The following is a 16148-nucleotide window of genomic DNA, read 5'->3' on the forward strand; positions in this document are numbered from 1 at the left end:
TAAGTATAGTGTGAGTCTTAAAATCAACAAACCTAAGTATATTAAGTGTTTTTTCTTAGTCAAATATCATCAAAAATAATTTAGATTTTTATCTGGGTGAGATTTTCTGCTTTATAATAAGTGCAGAAATTATTGGAAATGTGAGACGCAAATGGAATATTACTTTCTGGTTATTATCAAATTTATTATTGGTTTTACTATCATATTAGCCCATATGAATTTATCGGGTAAAACTCAACTCTCTCAATTAACACCTATTGATTTTATTGGTAATTTTGTGCTCGGTGGGATTATGGGTGGGGTGATTTACACCGATGCGATCCCTCTTTATCAATATATTATCGTCTTCTTAATTGGTGTCTGTTTTATCTCGTTGCTTAATTATATCAGTAAGCGATTCAATTTTTTCCGTGCAGTGACTATTGGTAATCCTATTCCCATTATAAAGAAAGGCGAATTTATAATGGAAAACATCATGGAGAAAAAGAACAAAATAGACATTTTAAATATAACGTCTCGTCTTCATGCACAAGGTATTCATTCGTTTCAAGAGGTTAATTACGCGCAAATTGAACCTGATGGACAAATCACTGTGGTATGTGACGGTGCAAAAATGCCTTCGATTATTGTTATGAAAGACGGTGTTATTCGAACATCAGAATTAGTACAAATAGAAAAAGATGAGGCATGGCTTCAAGAAGAGATGAAAAATCAACATATTGAGAAACCAGAAGATATTTTCTTAGCTGAATTCTGGGATGGAAAAGTTAATTTTATTTTGCAAGATGGCAAGATAAAACGCACGACGTTATAGATAGCTCATTAAAATATACGTCAACGAGTGAAGTATGGGCCATAACAATGGCGACATAATATCGCTACTGTTATTTATATCGCCACTGCTATTTAGTGAAAACGCAATTACAACTTAAATACCTCAAAATCAGAAGCCATTTCAGTATGGCTAAAGATCTGTTGGCTTTCCTTGAGTAATTCAACACAGTCTTCGGGTGAGTAGCGACTACTAATATGCGTGATAATCAGCTTTTTGACATTAGCCTCTTTGGCTAACTGTGCCGCTTGCACAGTAGTTGAGTGTCCACGGCTATTCGCTTGCTCTGCCATTTCATGTTTAAACGTCGCTTCATGAACAATAACATCTGCATTATTAGCCAGTTTTAATGCATTTGGTGTGGGTTGTGTATCACCGAAAATTGCAATACAACGACCTTTTGTTTCAGGGCCAATATACTCTTTGCCGTCAACGACTCTTCCATCTGGCAATGTAATGGTTTTACCTTGTTTTAACTCTTGTAACCAAGCACCCGTAGGAATATTGTTGGCTTTCAGTTTTTCTGCATCTAATTTACCTGGGCTGTTTTCTTCTTCTAAGCGATAACCAAAACAAGGTACAGGATGAGAAAGTGCTTCACAGCTCACTTTCATACCTTCTTCTTCAAACAGAAAACCCGCTTCGTCAATTTCGACAATATTAATAGGGTAAGTTAAATAGGATTGGCTTAATGTCAACGCTGTTTCTATAAAGGCTTTGATACCCGTAGGGCCATACACTGTTAACAGTGTTTCTGTTCCGCCCATTGAGCGACTACAAAGTAATCCCGGTAAACCAAAAATATGATCGCCATGTAAGTGGGTAATAAAAATTTTATTTAAACGCGGTAATTTTACGCGGGTATGCAATATTTGATGTTGTGTCGCTTCGCCACAATCAAACATCCACATACTTTTTTGTTTATTTTGTAAATCAAGCACCATACTGGTGACATTGCGATCTTTAGAAGGAACGCCTGCGTTAGTGCCTAAAAAAGTGAGCTCCATAATGAAATATTATTCTCCATGTCGAATTTGTTCCCAACTTAAATCGAATTTCGCAAGATACTTACGTAGGCGATCGGCGTCGTTGGGTTGTTTTTTATTTTGTCTTGATACTGCGAAAAGTTTTCTACCGGCTTCTGAGAGTGTTGATGATTGCTGGCACGTTTTGATAACGGTATTGAGTTGGCTAAGATCGAAAAGATCAATATCAGTACTATTAAATAAAGAAGAGGATGCAACTCCCCAATTTTGTTTTAAACGATTAATTTCTTCATCAACAAGAGGAAGGGTAATACGACCATTTTCGGCAAGTGTTGCCATTCGCGTTATACTAGCACTAAGTTCACGGAAATTACCACGCCATAATGCCTGTTCAGATGTTGCAAATCGAATATAGTGTAATTTTGCATCAGAGTTAAAGCGGATTGCTTTTTGATAAAGCTTGGCAAAATGATGCAATTCATAATCGATGTTAGGCTCAATATCTTCTTTACGATCGGCTAAACCGGGCAGAGAAAAAGACCATAAGTTGATCCTCGCATAGAGATCTTCACGAAAAAGTCCTTTCGCAATTTGCTTGTCCATATCTCGATGCGTCCCCGCAATTAGCTGAAAATCACTTTGCACTTCAGTATCGGAGCCATAAGGATAAAAAGATTTCTCTTCTATTGCTTTCAGTAACATCGCTTGTTCATCAAGTCCTAATTCCGCTATTTCATCAAGAAATAAAATTCCTTTATCGGCTTCCCTTAATAAGCCTTGTCTGGCTTGCAACGCACCTGTAAATGCCCCTTTTACATGACCAAATAAAGTGGACATTGCATTGTCACCGCGCAAAGTGGCGCAGTTAACAGCGATAAAACGGCCTTTTACAAAATGGCGAGACTGTCGCAATTCATAAATACGCTGAGCAAGGAATGATTTCCCAGCTCCAGTGGGGCCTGTTAATAAAATAGGTGCAACAGAGCGTAATGCCACTCGTTCAATCTGAGCGATTAAAGCATTAAAACGTTCATTGCGTGTGGCTATCCCCGATTTTAAGAAAGAGAGTGATTCATTATGGTAGTGCTCAAATCGGCTCGTTAGTTTTGTGTAACGGCTTAAATCGAGATCAATAACAGCATAACTTCCCGTGGCTGATTGTATTGTTTTGATACCATCTTCATTTTCGATTTTAGAAGAAGGGGAGGTTTGTAATAGTTTTGCAGGTAAGTAGTGCGCTTCAGTCAGTAGAAACCAGCAAATCTGAGCGATGTGAGTACCCGTTGTGATATGGACATAATATTCTTCATTCTCAGTATCAAATGGATAATTCACTGCGAAATCAAGAAAGTGACTGTAAACCTCTTCCAGATCCCAAGGATCACAAATATCAATTTCGTAAGGTAATACTTCTGTATCAGGAGAGACGGTATGAATATCTTCAGTGATTTTTGACGCTAGCATTGAATCATTGGGTTGATGGATCATGACCAATCGACTAACGGGGAAATCTTTTTGATGGCAAATAGAAATTGTTGGACGCCATGAATTCCATCTTTTATGGCTTTTACCTCGTTTATCTAATGTCGTACCTAAAACACCAATCACCACTTTGCGTTTCATTAAGTTATCCCTACTTATCTTTTTATCTATATTTATAAATGTATAGATAAAAAGATAAGTTTTTATCGATTTTAATTCAATGGCTAAATATTTGAAAATCACATTGAAGATATTTTTATTAATCAAAACAACGAGTTAAAAATATTTTTGGTGGGTTTTAAAAACTTGGCACGATCATCGCAATATTATTAATGTCTTGAGCAGATTTTAAATCTGGTAGGCACATAAAGAACACTCTGTGGTGTTATCTAAATGTGTTCCTCCACATCGGGACTCTGTAGGTGAAGAGGGTTATTTTCAGGTTCGATTCCTGACACCAAAACCATTACAAATCCAAATGTAAAATTAAATATAAAAAATCGTTGTGACAGCAGTATCGTCACCTTACTTATCCACCAGCAACTACGCTGGATTGAAGGCAGAAGAAGAGACAAACAAAGTATCGTTCCTCTCTTGTTTTCCCTTCGATTTCGCCAAGTTTGTTCGTGGAAAGTAAGTCACGATAAAAATGGTAATAAAAGAAAGCCAATAATAAAGAAGAGAAAAAGGAAGCAATGATGATAAGAACAACAATAAAAGTGAAACAGGGACAACTGGGTTTATTAAAGAAGGACGATGAATATATTGATGTCCTTGCTATGGGTGAACATAAATTTCTCGATCTTCGTCGTCAATTAAGTGTTGAGCTGGTGGAATTGAACGGTCCTGCAATTGAAAGAGAGAAAGCCGAATTTTTACGCCAATATCATCCAGAATGGGTGAGTGAATATTGTTTTGATATTGTGTTATCTGATGAAGAGATTGGCTTACTTTATGAAAATGGCTCACTCAAAGAGATCTTAGCGCCGAGCACTCGCCGTCTCTATTGGAATTATGCACAGCGCTCAATGGAAGTGTTGTCAGCAAATGAATTGGAAGTTTCGCCAGATTTGGTTAAAAAATTACAGAATCCAAAATTACGTAACCAGACGATAAAAGGCAGTGAAGGTGTATTAAGTGTGGATATTCCGACATGGCATGCGGGCATTATCCGTGTTAATGGCGAAACTCAATCACTATTACCACCGGGATTAAAAGGTTATTGGCGTTATCAGCACAAAGTTGATGTTGAAGTCGTTGATATGCGCTTACAAACACTCGATGTCAGTGGTCAAGAGATCTTAACGAAAGATAAAGTGACATTACGCATTAATTTGTCAGCGAGTTGGCGTTATCGCGATGTGCTTTTAGCGTACCAACTGCTGAGTTCACCTCTTGAGTTCTTATATAAAGAGTTGCAATTTGCGTTACGTGAAGCCGTAGGAACAAGAACGTTGGATGAATTATTAGAAAATAAAACACTGATTGATAGTTTAGTAAGTGAAAAAATCAGTGAAGTGACTAAAGGATATGGTATTGAAGTGGCTTCATTAGGGGTAAAAGATATTGTTTTACCGGGCGAAATGAAAACGATTTTAGCGCAAGTGGTTGAGGCTGAAAAATCAGCTCAGGCTAATGTTATACGTCGAAGAGAAGAGACATCCGCGACACGTTCTTTATTAAATACGGCAAAAGTGATGGAAAACAATCCAGTAGCTCTACGATTAAAAGAGCTAGAAACCGTAGAACGTATTGCAGAACGTATTGATAAGATTTCCGTTTATGGCGGTTTAGACCAAGTATTAAACGGGCTAGTACAAATTAAAGGAGCACAGGCATGATATTGGATCATCAAATAGTAAAAGAAGCAGGGACTGCGGAAATCAAAATGTGGACAAATGGTGTACCTGTTGAAGCTGATGCTCTAAAGCAACTTATCAATACCGCCAAGATGCCTTTTATTTTTAAACATATGGCAGTAATGCCCGATGTTCACTTAGGGAAAGGTTCAACAATAGGAAGTGTTATTCCAACAAAAGGTGCGATTATTCCGGCTGCTGTTGGTGTGGATATTGGATGTGGAATGATTGCGGTGAAAACATCATTACACGCAAATGATCTGCCAGATAATTTATTTGCCATAAGAACGGCAATAGAAAGAGCAGTACCTCATGGACGAACAAGTTATCAGTCAGGGAACGATCGTGGTTCATGGAAGAACCCACCTAAACTTGTTGATCAACATTGGCAACAACTTGAAGGGCGTTTTAAGGTTTTAACGGATAAGTATCCACGTTTACGAAATACGAATAACTATCGTCACCTAGGTACATTAGGAACAGGAAACCACTTTATCGAGTTGTGTCTTGATGAATCAGATAATGTTTGGGTAATGCTACATAGTGGATCTCGCGGTGTTGGTAATGCTATCGGTACGTTATTTATACAAATGGCACAAGAAGACATGAGAGAACATATCGCTAACTTGCCAGATAAAAACTTAGCGTACTTAAAAGAAGGAACGCTTTTCTATGATGACTATATAGAAGCCGTAGAATGGGCACAGGATTTTGCACGTCATAACCGTGAAATCATGATGGAACGCGTGTTGGCGGCATTATCAACACAAATAACTAAACCTTTTACGACTCAGCAACAGGCAGTGAACTGTCACCATAACTATGTGCAAAAGGAAATGCATTTTGGTGAAGAAGTTCTGGTGACTCGAAAAGGTGCCGTTTCTGCTCAAAAAGGTGAAATGGGGATCATTCCGGGTTCAATGGGAGCGAAGAGCTTTATTGTTAGAGGTAAGGGAAATGCAGAAAGTTTCTGTTCATGTAGCCATGGCGCAGGACGCGTAATGAGCCGAACAGCAGCAAAAAAAGCCTTTAGTGTTGAAGACCAAATTCGAGCAACAGCACATGTGGAATGTCGAAAAGACGAAGATGTGATTGATGAAATTCCGATGGCTTATAAGGATATTGATGCTGTTATGAAGGCTCAGTTATCACTTGTTGAGGTTGTTCATACACTACGGCAGGTTGTTTGTGTAAAAGGATAATGGTGTTTTTTTAAGATAATTCATAACTATCCCCAAATGGTAACGTTGGGGATAGTGAGATATGAAAGCGTGTGCTGATATGCAAATGAATACAAGTTAAAGAATTAAAGTGATCTTTAAATTAAGCCCTTATTTACTGTTCAAAATTCAAACAATTAATGTTTAGTATTATTAATAAATAATCTCTGATATTAAATTTATTATTGACCAATAAGGATAATCATAAAATGAATACTTATATTGAGTCATTCTTTAATTAAAAAGGAATTATTAATAACTTATTAATATCTACAACCGCAGTTATTTATTTAGTATAAAACAAATCCTAAATTTCTTAATTATATTAAAAATTAACTTTATTCTTATTGTAAAAATATAGCCTACTATATTTAGTGTATTAATCTTCATAGTGTATACTAATAAAAAAGTAATTGTTAATTTCTTATATCCCAAATGTGAACAAAGCGTTTTGAATTACTTGCGGTATAGATAACAGTATGTGAAATATTACGATGTCCTAAATAATCTTGAATTAGACGTGTATCTCGCCCCAAATCAGCTAATGCATAGCCACATGCATGGCGCAGCATATGAGGGTGAGGAGTAATAGATACATTAGCTTTCTTACCTAAACGGCGAAGTAATCCATAGACTTGTTGACGCGAAATTGGACCCGTTTTTTGAGATAAAAACACCCATTCAGAATCCGCTTCTCTCCATGTTTCTCGTTTTTTCAACCAGTTAACTAACGCTTCATACTCCTCTTCGATAATTGGCTGCGTTGTAGATAACCCCCCCTTCAAACGTCTGACATAGAGTATCCGACTTTCCAAATCAATATCGCTGAGGGTTAATCTACATAGCTCACTAACGCGAAATCCATGTAAAAAACACATTAAAAACATACAGTAATCTCTTTCTGGATACCGTCCTTCCTTGGCTTGCTTCAAAATAGAATTGATCTCAAAACGTGTAAGAAACTTACGTTGCTTCATTTTTTATAACCTTTTCAATGAGATAACAAGGAACAAAAGTCAATTGTTGCATCACTATAACAAGTAATATGCATCAATAAAGAGTTGTATTTTTTTTATGCTTTCACTTTTACTTGTTCATTTTAAACAAGTTTATTGAAAGCTTATTTATTTTTAGAAAATGAAAGTTATTGATTGGAAAAGTGAAAAACGAGCAGAGATAGGAATTCAAGCATTTTTAGAGAAATAAACAGAATACACCAAATTGTTTACTATTATTCTCTGGCTTCTCACTTAAGTCAAATTTAATGTTAACCACATATCACAACTTAATTAACATATTGATATTTATCATTATTTTAAAAAACGAACATGATTGGTTACTTTGTTTAAAATCCAGAAATAAATTTTTTTACTTTTTTCACAAATTATAGTATTTGCACTTAGAATTATAAACTCTTTTTCCGATATTTAAAGATTGATTATCTAAATGTGTTTAATTTCGAGATGAAAATTTTTAACAAAACAATTTGGTGTATTTTGTTTTGTTTCTAACGATATTTAATTTCGTTTAGGACGGGCATTGATATACCAAAATTCAAAAACTCAATAAGTGAGTCATTCAATTAGGAATTATTTATTCCTAGTGAATTTATTATTTTTAATGTCTTCGTCCTTTATATTTTAGGAAACAAAAAAGATGAAATTAAATAAATTAGCGTTAGTTCTTGGCTTAGGTTTATCTGTTGCTGCAGGTTCTGCATTTGCTGCTGATCAAGGTCACGGTACAGTTAAATTTGTTGGTTCAATTATTGATGCACCTTGTTCTATTCATCCTGATTCAGAAAATCAAACTGTTCCATTAGGTCAAATTTCTACTGCTTCATTAAAAGATGGCGGTCGTAGTAATTCTCGTGATTTTAAAATCACTTTAGAGAATTGCACAACAGAAACTTATAAAACTGTTCAAACAACCTTCACTGGTTCAGAAGATGCAGACATCTTAGCAGGTTCTTTAGGTATTGAAGGTATTGCTAAAAATGCTGCTGTTGTTATCACCGATGCTGGTGGCAAACAAATCAAATTAGGCACACCAAGTGCTGCTCAAACATTACGTGATGGTAATAACGATCTGAACTTTGCTGCTTACTTACAAGGTTCTTCTGCAGAAGCTGCTGTTCCTGGTGACTTCACTGCAATCGCAACTTTCGCACTGACTTATCAGTAAGAAAAAATAAGTTCTGTACAAGGATGTACAGGGCTTTTTTTCCTGTGTCTATTTTTAACGATTTTTTTCTTACGGAGAAAAATATGAATCGCAAGATGACACCACTATGGCTATGCCTTATTGCCAGCTTACTGACAACAACAGCAGTAGCGAGTGATGTAAAACAAGATAAAAACATGCATCAGCGATTTGGGGTACTTAATCTTTCAGGCTCGATCTTAGAACCATCTTGCACGATTGCAGCAGGAAGTGGTGAACAAGTTATTCCACTGACAATGGTTTCTATTCCAATGCTGGTGACTGAAGGGCAAGGACCTATTGAGTATTTTTCTATCAGATTAACGGAATGTACGCTAATTGAACAAAAAGGTCAGGAAGCGGACAACCCTCGTTTTATTGCAACGTTTGAAGGTCCCTCTAACGGGAATGGTAATTTTGCACTTTCTGGTGAAGCGAGAGGTGCGTCATTAGCGATAGCTGATCGTTATGGCAGACGAGCAATTCCGGGTAAGCCATTACCCCCTGTTGGTATTGACTCTAAATCTATGGCGTTACTTTACCAAGCGCGAATAGTCAAAAACAACGAAATACCAAAAGCTGGAAATTACCGAACAACGCTGCGATTTAAGCTGGAATACTATTAAATGGATCGGGTTGGATAACTTATGGTTAGAACATTCAAAACCGTTGGTTTAGGGACGGAAAAAAAGAAAAAACAACATACTATTCGGCCTGTTGCTGTACTGATCTATTTAATTCTTACTGGCGCTTCCAGTATTTCAAGTTCAGCTTTAGCAAATAGTAATATTGAATTTAATGCCGATATTTTGGATCTAAAAGATAAGCAAAATATCGACTTATCAGATTTCTCTCGTGCTGGCTATATTATGCCCGGCCGATATGAGTTTGTTGTTCGTGTGAATAATAATGAACTCCCTGAACTTTATAACATTAACTATGTTGTGCCAGCTAATGATCCTAAAGGTAGCGAGGCTTGCCTACCACCAGAATTGATCCACCAAATAGGGCTCAAACCTGAATGGGCTGAAAAAGTGAAATATCAAGATAATGGAAGTTGTCTTGATATCTCTTCTATTCCCGGAATGACGGTAAATGCAAGTCTGGGAAATGGCAATCTTATTCTTACTATTCCTCAAGCGTATCTTGAATATTCAGCACCAAACTGGGACCCACCGTCTCGTTGGGATCATGGTATCTCAGGCGTACTTTTCGACTATAACGTCAATGCTAACGTGACCGATCCCGCTAAAGGGAAACAGCGCCAACAAGTTACAGGTTTAGGAACCGTGGGAGCAAACCTCGGTGTTTGGCGTTTCCGTGCCGATTGGCAAGCAAGTTATCAGCATACAACGGGTCTTCCTGATAGCACTGAAAATAGCTGGAAATGGAACCAACTTTATCTTTATAGAGCAATTACGCAATTAGGGGCTCGCCTTGTAATGGGGGAGACTTATTCACGCTCTGATATTTTCGATAACTTCCGTTTTACTGGGGTTAACTTGTCTACGGATGACAATATGCTACCACCTAACTTAAGGGGATATGCCCCTGAAGTAACGGGAGTAGCAAAAACAAATGCGAAAGTAACGATTAGCCAGCAAGGTCGTGTGATCTATGAAACTCAGGTCGCTCCGGGACCGTTTCGTATTCAAGACATCAATGATGCAGTAAGTGGCAAATTAGATGTGCGTGTTGAAGAGCAAGATGGATCTGTTCAAGAGTTCCAAATGGATACTGCAAGTATTCCTTATTTAACACGTCCCGGCAGAGTGCAATATAAATTATCTGCGGGTAAACCGTCGGATATGAACCGTAATACAGAAGGTCCTATTTTTGGTATGGGTGAATTCTCATGGGGGATCAGTAACGGTTGGTCACTTTATGGTGGTTCATTAGTCTCGGGAGATTATAACTCGGTTTCTGCTGGTATTGGTCGTGACCTGATGGCACTGGGTGCTATCTCTTTTGATGCGACACATTCTTGGGCAAAAATTCCAAGTGATAATAAGCGTTATCACGGTGGTTCCTATCGCTTAAGTTACTCAAAACGTTTTGAACAAATAAATAGCCAAGTGACATTCGCAGGCTATCGATTCTCTGAACGTGACTTTATGAGTATGAATCAATATTTAGATCGCCGTTATCGTGGTGGTGAAGAAGATAACAATAAAGAGCTTTATACCATTATGTTTAGTAAGCAGTTCCCTGAATGGGGGTTGAGTGCTTACTTAAACTATAGTCATCAGACTTATTGGAATAAACCTAATAATGATAACTATAACCTATCGTTAGCCAAAACGATGGATATTGGTAGCTTTAAAAATATTAATCTCAGTTTGTCGGCGTTTCGCAATAAATTTAATGGCACCAATGATAATGGCGTTTATATGAATGTCAGTATGCCTTGGAGCGATCGCGCGACTATTAGCTACAACACTGTGATTAATAAGCACGGTAATTCACATAATGTCAGTTATTACGATCGTATTGATGACAATAGTAGCTATCGTGTTGGTGCTGGTTTAAGCAGTAACGGTAAACCATCCGCAGATGCCTATCTCATGCATTATGCTGATGCTGCATTGGTCACTGCCAGTGCGAGCCATATTAATGGCGAATACACATCAGCCACATTATCACTACAAGGTGGAGCAACATTAACACCAAAAGGTGGTGCATTACACCGTACAAGTCGTACTGGTAGTACACGTTTATTGGTTGATACAGATGGTATTTCTGATGTACCAGTGAAAAGTATCGGCGCTATTACTCGTACCAATGCTTTTGGTAAAGCTGTACTGCCTGATATCAATGATTATTACCGCAGCAGTGCCAGTATCGACCTTGATCAGATGCCAGATAACGCTGAAGCATTACGCTCAATTCAACAATTAACCCTAACAGAAGGTGCAATAGGCTACCGCCACTTTGATGTGGTTTCGGGACAAAAAGCCATGGCTGTCATTCGCTTACAAGACGGAACTTATCCACCATTTGGTGCCAGTGTCACAACCGAGAAAGGGCGTGAGCTTGGTATTGTCAATGATGGTGGGAATGTCTATCTGACGGGGATTAATAGTGATGATGTATTGAGTGTGCGTTGGAATGGTCAGGAGCAGTGCAAAGTCCGTATTCCAACATTAGTTGAAGGATTATTTATGTCTTCATTATTACTGACTTGTAGTGATGGAGATGCAACACCTTCGACAATCAATCAAAGAACAGAGCCCTTACCTAAGCCTCAACTGATTACACAATAAGGTTAGGAAAGAAGGGAAAGATAAAAATAATTTCAGACAAAAAGAGTAATTCAAAATGATGTTATCAAAGCGCTTATTCATTGTAACAACCACTTTATTAACTGGAATGGTCTTTACTAGTCAAGCCCTTGCTGCGATTGCTTTAGATAGAACGCGCGTCATTTTTAATGGTGCAGATAAATCTATTAGCTTAAATGTCAGCAATCAAAACAAAGAGCTACCTTACTTGGCTCAGGGCTGGATGGAAAATGAAAATGGAGAACGTATTGACAGCCCATTATTAGTTTTACCTCCAATTCAGCGTATTGAGCCGGGCGATAAAAGCCAAGTAAAAGTGCAGTCATTACCAGATATTGCCAAGTTACCACAAGATAGAGAAAGCGTTTTCTATTTTAACTTGCGTGAAATTCCACCTCGTAGTGATAAACCTAACGTGTTGCAAATTGCATTACAAACACGAATTAAGCTGTTTTATCGCCCAGCATCAATTTATGCCACACAAACGGATCTCACCCATCCTTGGCAGGAAAAAATCACCTTAATAAAGAAAGGTGATCGCTACGAAGTGAATAACCCAACACCTTATTACGTGACATTAGTGGATGGGCTAACAGGATTACAAGGAAAAAGCCTTGATGGTTTTGAACCGATCATGATTGCCCCTAGAAGCACAGGAACGATAAATCTGCATATTTCTGCATTTGGTGCATCACCTGTACTCAGTTACATCAATGACTACGGTGGACGCCCACAGATGAAATTCACTTGTAATGGCAATGAATGCAAAGTCGCAGAAACATCAGCAGGAAACTAAATAGGTCTATTTTATGAAAATGGCACAGCGGTTTAGCCCAAGCAAAGCAGTGTTGATTCTTATTTTGGCAACGTTTACTGGAGGCCTAAGTTTTACTGCTGTTGCGAATTTACCCGCTAGAGCGGTGAAAGATGTCATTCCGGGAATTGTTTATATCAATATTTCAGGGAATGTCATTGCGCCCCCGCCTTGCTTAATTAATGACGGCAAAATGATCGAAGTTAATTTTGGTGAGGTGATGAGTACACGTATTGATGGTGTTCGTTATAAAGAGCCTATTCACTACACCGCGACTTGCCAGAAAATGCCGACAAATGCGATGAAAGTCTATGTCACGGGTAGCGCAACTGGCTTCGATTCAAATGCGCTACAAACAAATATTACAGGATTGGGCGTGCGTATTCTGTATCAAGGAAACTTATTAGATTTAGGTAAGGCGGTGAATTTTACCTATCCCAACTTACCTGAATTAGAAGCTATTCCTGTTCGTGATCAGAATGAAGCCTTAGTGGGTGGTGATTTTGTCGCAAGTGGCACACTGCATGTGGATTATCAGTAAGAGGTCAGAAGATGAATAAATTAAAGTACATGTGCCTGATTGCATTACTGAATTCTTATTCTGTCATGAGCGCAGACGCACCTAATATGAAATTGTTTGGCACCTTATTAGTGCCACCACCTTGTGTCATCAGTAACAACGAACTGATTGATGTCTATTTTGGGCACAATGTAGGTATTCATAAAGTAGATGGCATTAACTACACCGAATCCGTGAATTACCGATTGGTCTGTGATCCAAATTTAAAAGGTTGGGATTTAGGGCTTTCTATTATTGGCCCTAAAACACAGTTTGATGAAGCAGCGCTACAAACCAATATTCCTGATTTAGGTATTCATCTCACGCAAGATGGTAAGCCTTTTAAATTAAACGAGCGTATTGCGATATCACCCGATAATCCACCGGTGATCCAAGCAGTGCCTGTTAAAAGACCGGGGAGCACTTTGCCTGAAGGTGCATTTGAAGTTTCTGCAACACTGCTTGCTGAATACCAATAGGAGCGTATTGATGAATATAACAAGATTATCGATCCCGTTCGTATTGGGTTTTGTCACATTTATGGGGTTAACATCAACCGCTTTCTCTGCACCAGATAATATGCGCTTTCACGGCATATTGGTCGATGAGCCTTGCACCATAAAGCCCGGAGACGAAACTGTTGAGTTAGATTTTGGCAATATTCCGGACAAAAACCTTTATGCGTATCAAAGAACACCCAGCAAGTTGTTTCAAATACGCTTGTCTGAATGTGACTTAACGATTGGTAAAAGCGTCAAAATCACCTTTAAAGGTGATGAAAATCAAGCCATGGCAGGACAAGGTTTTTTAGCGATCAGCCCAAGTAGTCAAGCTGCGGGTATTGCTGTTGGACTGGAATCTGAAAATGGAAATGCGCTACCTGTTAATAAAGAAACAGACAAAATGTCATTAAATGCAGATGACACGATTTTAAATTTTTATGCCTTTATTCAAGGGGAGCCGGATGCGATTGCTAACCAGTCCATTAAACGCGGCCCATTTAGCGCAATAGCCACATTCCATTTGAATTATGACTAATTATTAGGGTTGAGGTTTTATATGTCCATATTAAAGCGACTTCCGGCTTTATGTATTGCAATAGGGTTGTTGTTTTCAGCACCTACGATGGCATCTATCTTTTCTTATATTACTGAATCGACAGGAACACCCACAAATGCAACCTATACCTATGTTATTCAGCGTTGGGACCCTGAAACGTCGGGAGCATTAAATCCTTGTTATGGATGGTCTACTTGCTATGCAACGATTAACCATAAACATGATCTTGATGGGTCTGGTGGATCAGCTAAGCAAATTATCACAAGAATTGAGAAGTTGCGTACTTTAGCTGAGGTTCGTGAGGAAGTGCTAAGAAATATTTCCTTTCCAGTAGAAGGAAAGACAGATCACGTAGGACCCGCTTTAAATTCTAATCAAGAATGTGTGGGATTATTTTATCAACCAAATTCAAGTGGAATATCACCAAATGGGAAGCTACTTCCTGGTTCATTATGTGGTATTGCTCCTCCGCCAGTAGGTGCCTGCAAAATAACAGAAGGGGCTGTTAATCTTAATTATGGCGATATTGATGAAGTGAGTTTAGAAGGCGCTGAACGTTATCAAAATATTAATGTGACTTGTAACTTAGCAATGAAAGTGATGGTTATTGCATCAGGCTCTGATAATGGCCGAGTTTCACTTCGTTCAGATAATAGTTTGTACGCTGATTTATTTCTTGATGGTTATCCTGGTGAAACGGGAAGCATTATAAATGTGCCTGCTGGTGGCTCTATTCCTGTCAAAGTTAGTTCAACTTTACATACCAATGGTCGTGTTGCACCAGGATATTTCTCTGGTTCAGGTTCAATTATTTTAACGATGCCTTAATCATGATAATGGGTGAATATTATGATGAATTACGATTTTACAGATATTGATGTTAATGCGTTAGTTGGCAAGAGAATTCAGAAAAAACGTAAAGAATTAGGTTATACCGGTGTGCAGATTGCTGAAAAAATCGGTGTAAGCCAACAGCAATTTTCTCGCTATGAGAGAGGGATGAATAAAATAGATTTAAGTTACCTCGTTTTGTTAGCTAATTACTTGAATACTCCTATTTATTGGTTTTTCGAAGACTGCTTTACCTCGAAATCTTCATCTGAAAATCAGCGTATTGATAAACGCAGTAGCATCACTGCTGAAGCGATGCCTGATGTTTTTTTATACTAATGCATATCGCTAAAAGGAACTCAAACTTGGTGTTTTAGAGCGTATGCTTTTTCTTTGATTGATTACCAAATTGGTAAGGCAGGGGAAACCCTGCCCTTTTTTTATGCTAAAAATACTAAGTACTGTTAGTTAAACTTGAATTATTGATCGTGTAACCAGCAAAAAAGAGAGGGGATAGATAATCAATTTTTACACTTTGATAAGAGGAAAAAATTGGTCATAAAAGTAAAGTTATCATTTTATGATGATAATAATTATCTAAAACAGGTATTTCTCTTGAAAAGCGGGATCGGAATACTCTTAAAGCGAGTGTCTTGCAAATATAGGCTTCTATTAAGTTAAACATGTCTTTTTTTTATTACATCATGAAAAAGATAAATAAATCTAACTTAATTTATTAAATAAAGATCTTCTAATAATGACATTCTTATTAAGAGGTGGTGAGTTGAATAATTAAATAATATTAATGGAATTCTCTATTTTTATTTAAATTATTAACTTGTTATCATTTAGTCGATAAAAGATTGTTTCCAATATATACCTTAAAACTTACTTCTTTAAATTAATTAACTATTCAAAAATGAGTTAAATCTATTCAAATAATATAAAACTATTCCTAATTTATCGTAAAGATAAAAAAATTCCAATATTCTTATTGAAAAAGATTTGATAATTAAAAAACAA

15 protein-coding genes are annotated in these 16148 nt (G+C 37.5%); 12 read left to right on the forward strand and 3 right to left on the reverse strand.

Annotated features, from left to right (window positions below):
• Nucleotides 1-151 precede the first annotated feature (151 nt).
• Nucleotides 152-814, forward strand: coding sequence for a DUF421 domain-containing protein (locus AB4J89_RS13200; protein ID WP_088493566.1), 663 nt, complete (start codon nt 152-154; stop codon nt 812-814).
• Nucleotides 815-921: 107 nt separating this feature from the next.
• Here AB4J89_RS13200 and rnz read toward each other — a convergent pair whose 3' ends face one another.
• Nucleotides 922-1839, reverse strand: a complete 918-nt coding sequence (gene rnz / locus AB4J89_RS13205; RefSeq protein ID WP_088493565.1) for a ribonuclease Z — start codon at nt 1837-1839, stop codon at nt 922-924.
• 9 nt (nt 1840-1848) lie between these two features.
• On the reverse strand, nt 1849-3441 hold the full coding sequence (gene rtcR / locus AB4J89_RS13210; protein ID WP_088493564.1) for an RNA repair transcriptional activator RtcR: 1593 nt from the start codon (nt 3439-3441) through the stop codon (nt 1849-1851).
• Nucleotides 3442-4001: 560 nt separating this feature from the next.
• On the opposite strand from rtcR, the gene AB4J89_RS13215 reads away from it, so the two are divergent.
• Both AB4J89_RS13215 and AB4J89_RS13220 read left to right on the forward strand, forming a co-directional pair.
• A complete protein-coding gene (locus AB4J89_RS13215; RefSeq protein ID WP_311755415.1) occupies nt 4002-5141 on the forward strand; it encodes a slipin family protein in 1140 nt (379 codons plus the stop codon).
• Nucleotides 5138-6361, forward strand: coding sequence for an RtcB family protein (locus AB4J89_RS13220; protein ID WP_088493562.1), 1224 nt, complete (start codon nt 5138-5140; stop codon nt 6359-6361). Before AB4J89_RS13215 ends, AB4J89_RS13220 begins: the two co-directional genes overlap by 4 nt.
• Nucleotides 6362-6795: 434 nt before the next feature.
• On the opposite strand, the gene mrpI is transcribed toward AB4J89_RS13220, so the two are convergent.
• Nucleotides 6796-7356: a phase variation DNA invertase MrpI gene (gene mrpI / locus AB4J89_RS13225; protein WP_102949403.1), complete on the reverse strand. Its 561-nt coding sequence runs from the start codon at nt 7354-7356 to the stop codon at nt 6796-6798.
• Nucleotides 7357-8035: 679 nt separating this feature from the next.
• On the opposite strand from mrpI, the gene AB4J89_RS13230 reads away from it, so the two are divergent.
• From AB4J89_RS13230 to AB4J89_RS13270, 9 genes are all read left to right on the forward strand, one after another.
• Nucleotides 8036-8563, forward strand: a complete 528-nt coding sequence (locus tag AB4J89_RS13230; RefSeq protein ID WP_023581066.1) for a fimbrial protein — start codon at nt 8036-8038, stop codon at nt 8561-8563.
• 95 nt (nt 8564-8658) lie between these two features.
• The gene (locus AB4J89_RS13235) at nt 8659-9207 is read left to right on the forward strand and encodes a fimbrial protein (RefSeq protein ID WP_153050571.1); all 549 of its coding nucleotides are present in this window, start codon (nt 8659-8661) and stop codon (nt 9205-9207) included.
• 21 nt (nt 9208-9228) lie between these two features.
• Nucleotides 9229-11844, forward strand: coding sequence for an outer membrane usher protein (locus AB4J89_RS13240; RefSeq protein ID WP_088493560.1), 2616 nt, complete (start codon nt 9229-9231; stop codon nt 11842-11844).
• Between the two features lie 55 nt (nt 11845-11899).
• Complete coding sequence (locus tag AB4J89_RS13245; RefSeq protein WP_194951955.1) at nt 11900-12658, forward strand: fimbria/pilus periplasmic chaperone; 759 nt, start codon at nt 11900-11902, stop codon at nt 12656-12658.
• A 13-nt stretch (nt 12659-12671) separates the two neighbouring features.
• The gene (locus AB4J89_RS13250; protein ID WP_368469559.1) at nt 12672-13217 is read left to right on the forward strand and encodes a fimbrial protein; all 546 of its coding nucleotides are present in this window, start codon (nt 12672-12674) and stop codon (nt 13215-13217) included.
• An 11-nt stretch (nt 13218-13228) separates the two neighbouring features.
• Nucleotides 13229-13714 carry a fimbrial protein gene (locus AB4J89_RS13255; RefSeq protein WP_023581062.1) on the forward strand — a complete coding sequence of 162 codons (486 nt, stop codon included), beginning with the start codon at nt 13229-13231 and terminating at the stop codon, nt 13712-13714.
• Nucleotides 13715-13724: 10 nt separating this feature from the next.
• Complete coding sequence (locus AB4J89_RS13260) at nt 13725-14273, forward strand: fimbrial protein (protein ID WP_368469561.1); 549 nt, start codon at nt 13725-13727, stop codon at nt 14271-14273.
• A gap of 21 nt (nt 14274-14294) precedes the next feature.
• On the forward strand, nt 14295-15122 hold the full coding sequence (locus AB4J89_RS13265) for an adhesin (RefSeq protein WP_311755389.1): 828 nt from the start codon (nt 14295-14297) through the stop codon (nt 15120-15122).
• A gap of 21 nt (nt 15123-15143) precedes the next feature.
• Entirely contained in the window at nt 15144-15464 is a 321-nt protein-coding gene (locus tag AB4J89_RS13270; protein WP_088493554.1) for a helix-turn-helix domain-containing protein, read from the forward strand.
• The last annotated feature ends 684 nt before the right edge of the window (nt 15465-16148 follow it).

It is taken from the genome of Proteus sp. STS61-E (assembly GCF_040932335.1).
In the GTDB taxonomy this organism is placed as follows: domain Bacteria; phylum Pseudomonadota; class Gammaproteobacteria; order Enterobacterales; family Enterobacteriaceae; genus Proteus; species Proteus mirabilis_B.

Bases quoted from the DNA above. Each gene is read 5' to 3' on its own strand.
- AB4J89_RS13260 (WP_368469561.1), top strand. From the start codon at position 13,725: ATGAATATAACAAGATTATCGATCCCGTTCGTATTGGGTTTTGTCACA.
- AB4J89_RS13200 (WP_088493566.1), top strand. From the start codon at position 152: ATGGAATATTACTTTCTGGTTATTATCAAATTTATTATTGGTTTTACT.
- AB4J89_RS13235 (WP_153050571.1), top strand. From the start codon at position 8,659: ATGACACCACTATGGCTATGCCTTATTGCCAGCTTACTGACAACAACA.
- rtcR (WP_088493564.1), bottom strand. From the start codon at position 3,441: ATGAAACGCAAAGTGGTGATTGGTGTTTTAGGTACGACATTAGATAAA.
- rnz (WP_088493565.1), bottom strand. From the start codon at position 1,839: ATGGAGCTCACTTTTTTAGGCACTAACGCAGGCGTTCCTTCTAAAGAT.
- AB4J89_RS13220 (WP_088493562.1), top strand. From the start codon at position 5,138: ATGATATTGGATCATCAAATAGTAAAAGAAGCAGGGACTGCGGAAATC.
- AB4J89_RS13245 (WP_194951955.1), top strand. From the start codon at position 11,900: ATGATGTTATCAAAGCGCTTATTCATTGTAACAACCACTTTATTAACT.
- AB4J89_RS13265 (WP_311755389.1), top strand. From the start codon at position 14,295: ATGTCCATATTAAAGCGACTTCCGGCTTTATGTATTGCAATAGGGTTG.
- AB4J89_RS13240 (WP_088493560.1), top strand. From the start codon at position 9,229: ATGGTTAGAACATTCAAAACCGTTGGTTTAGGGACGGAAAAAAAGAAA.
- AB4J89_RS13230 (WP_023581066.1), top strand. From the start codon at position 8,036: ATGAAATTAAATAAATTAGCGTTAGTTCTTGGCTTAGGTTTATCTGTT.
- AB4J89_RS13255 (WP_023581062.1), top strand. From the start codon at position 13,229: ATGAATAAATTAAAGTACATGTGCCTGATTGCATTACTGAATTCTTAT.
- AB4J89_RS13250 (WP_368469559.1), top strand. From the start codon at position 12,672: ATGAAAATGGCACAGCGGTTTAGCCCAAGCAAAGCAGTGTTGATTCTT.
- AB4J89_RS13270 (WP_088493554.1), top strand. From the start codon at position 15,144: ATGATGAATTACGATTTTACAGATATTGATGTTAATGCGTTAGTTGGC.
- mrpI (WP_102949403.1), bottom strand. From the start codon at position 7,356: ATGAAGCAACGTAAGTTTCTTACACGTTTTGAGATCAATTCTATTTTG.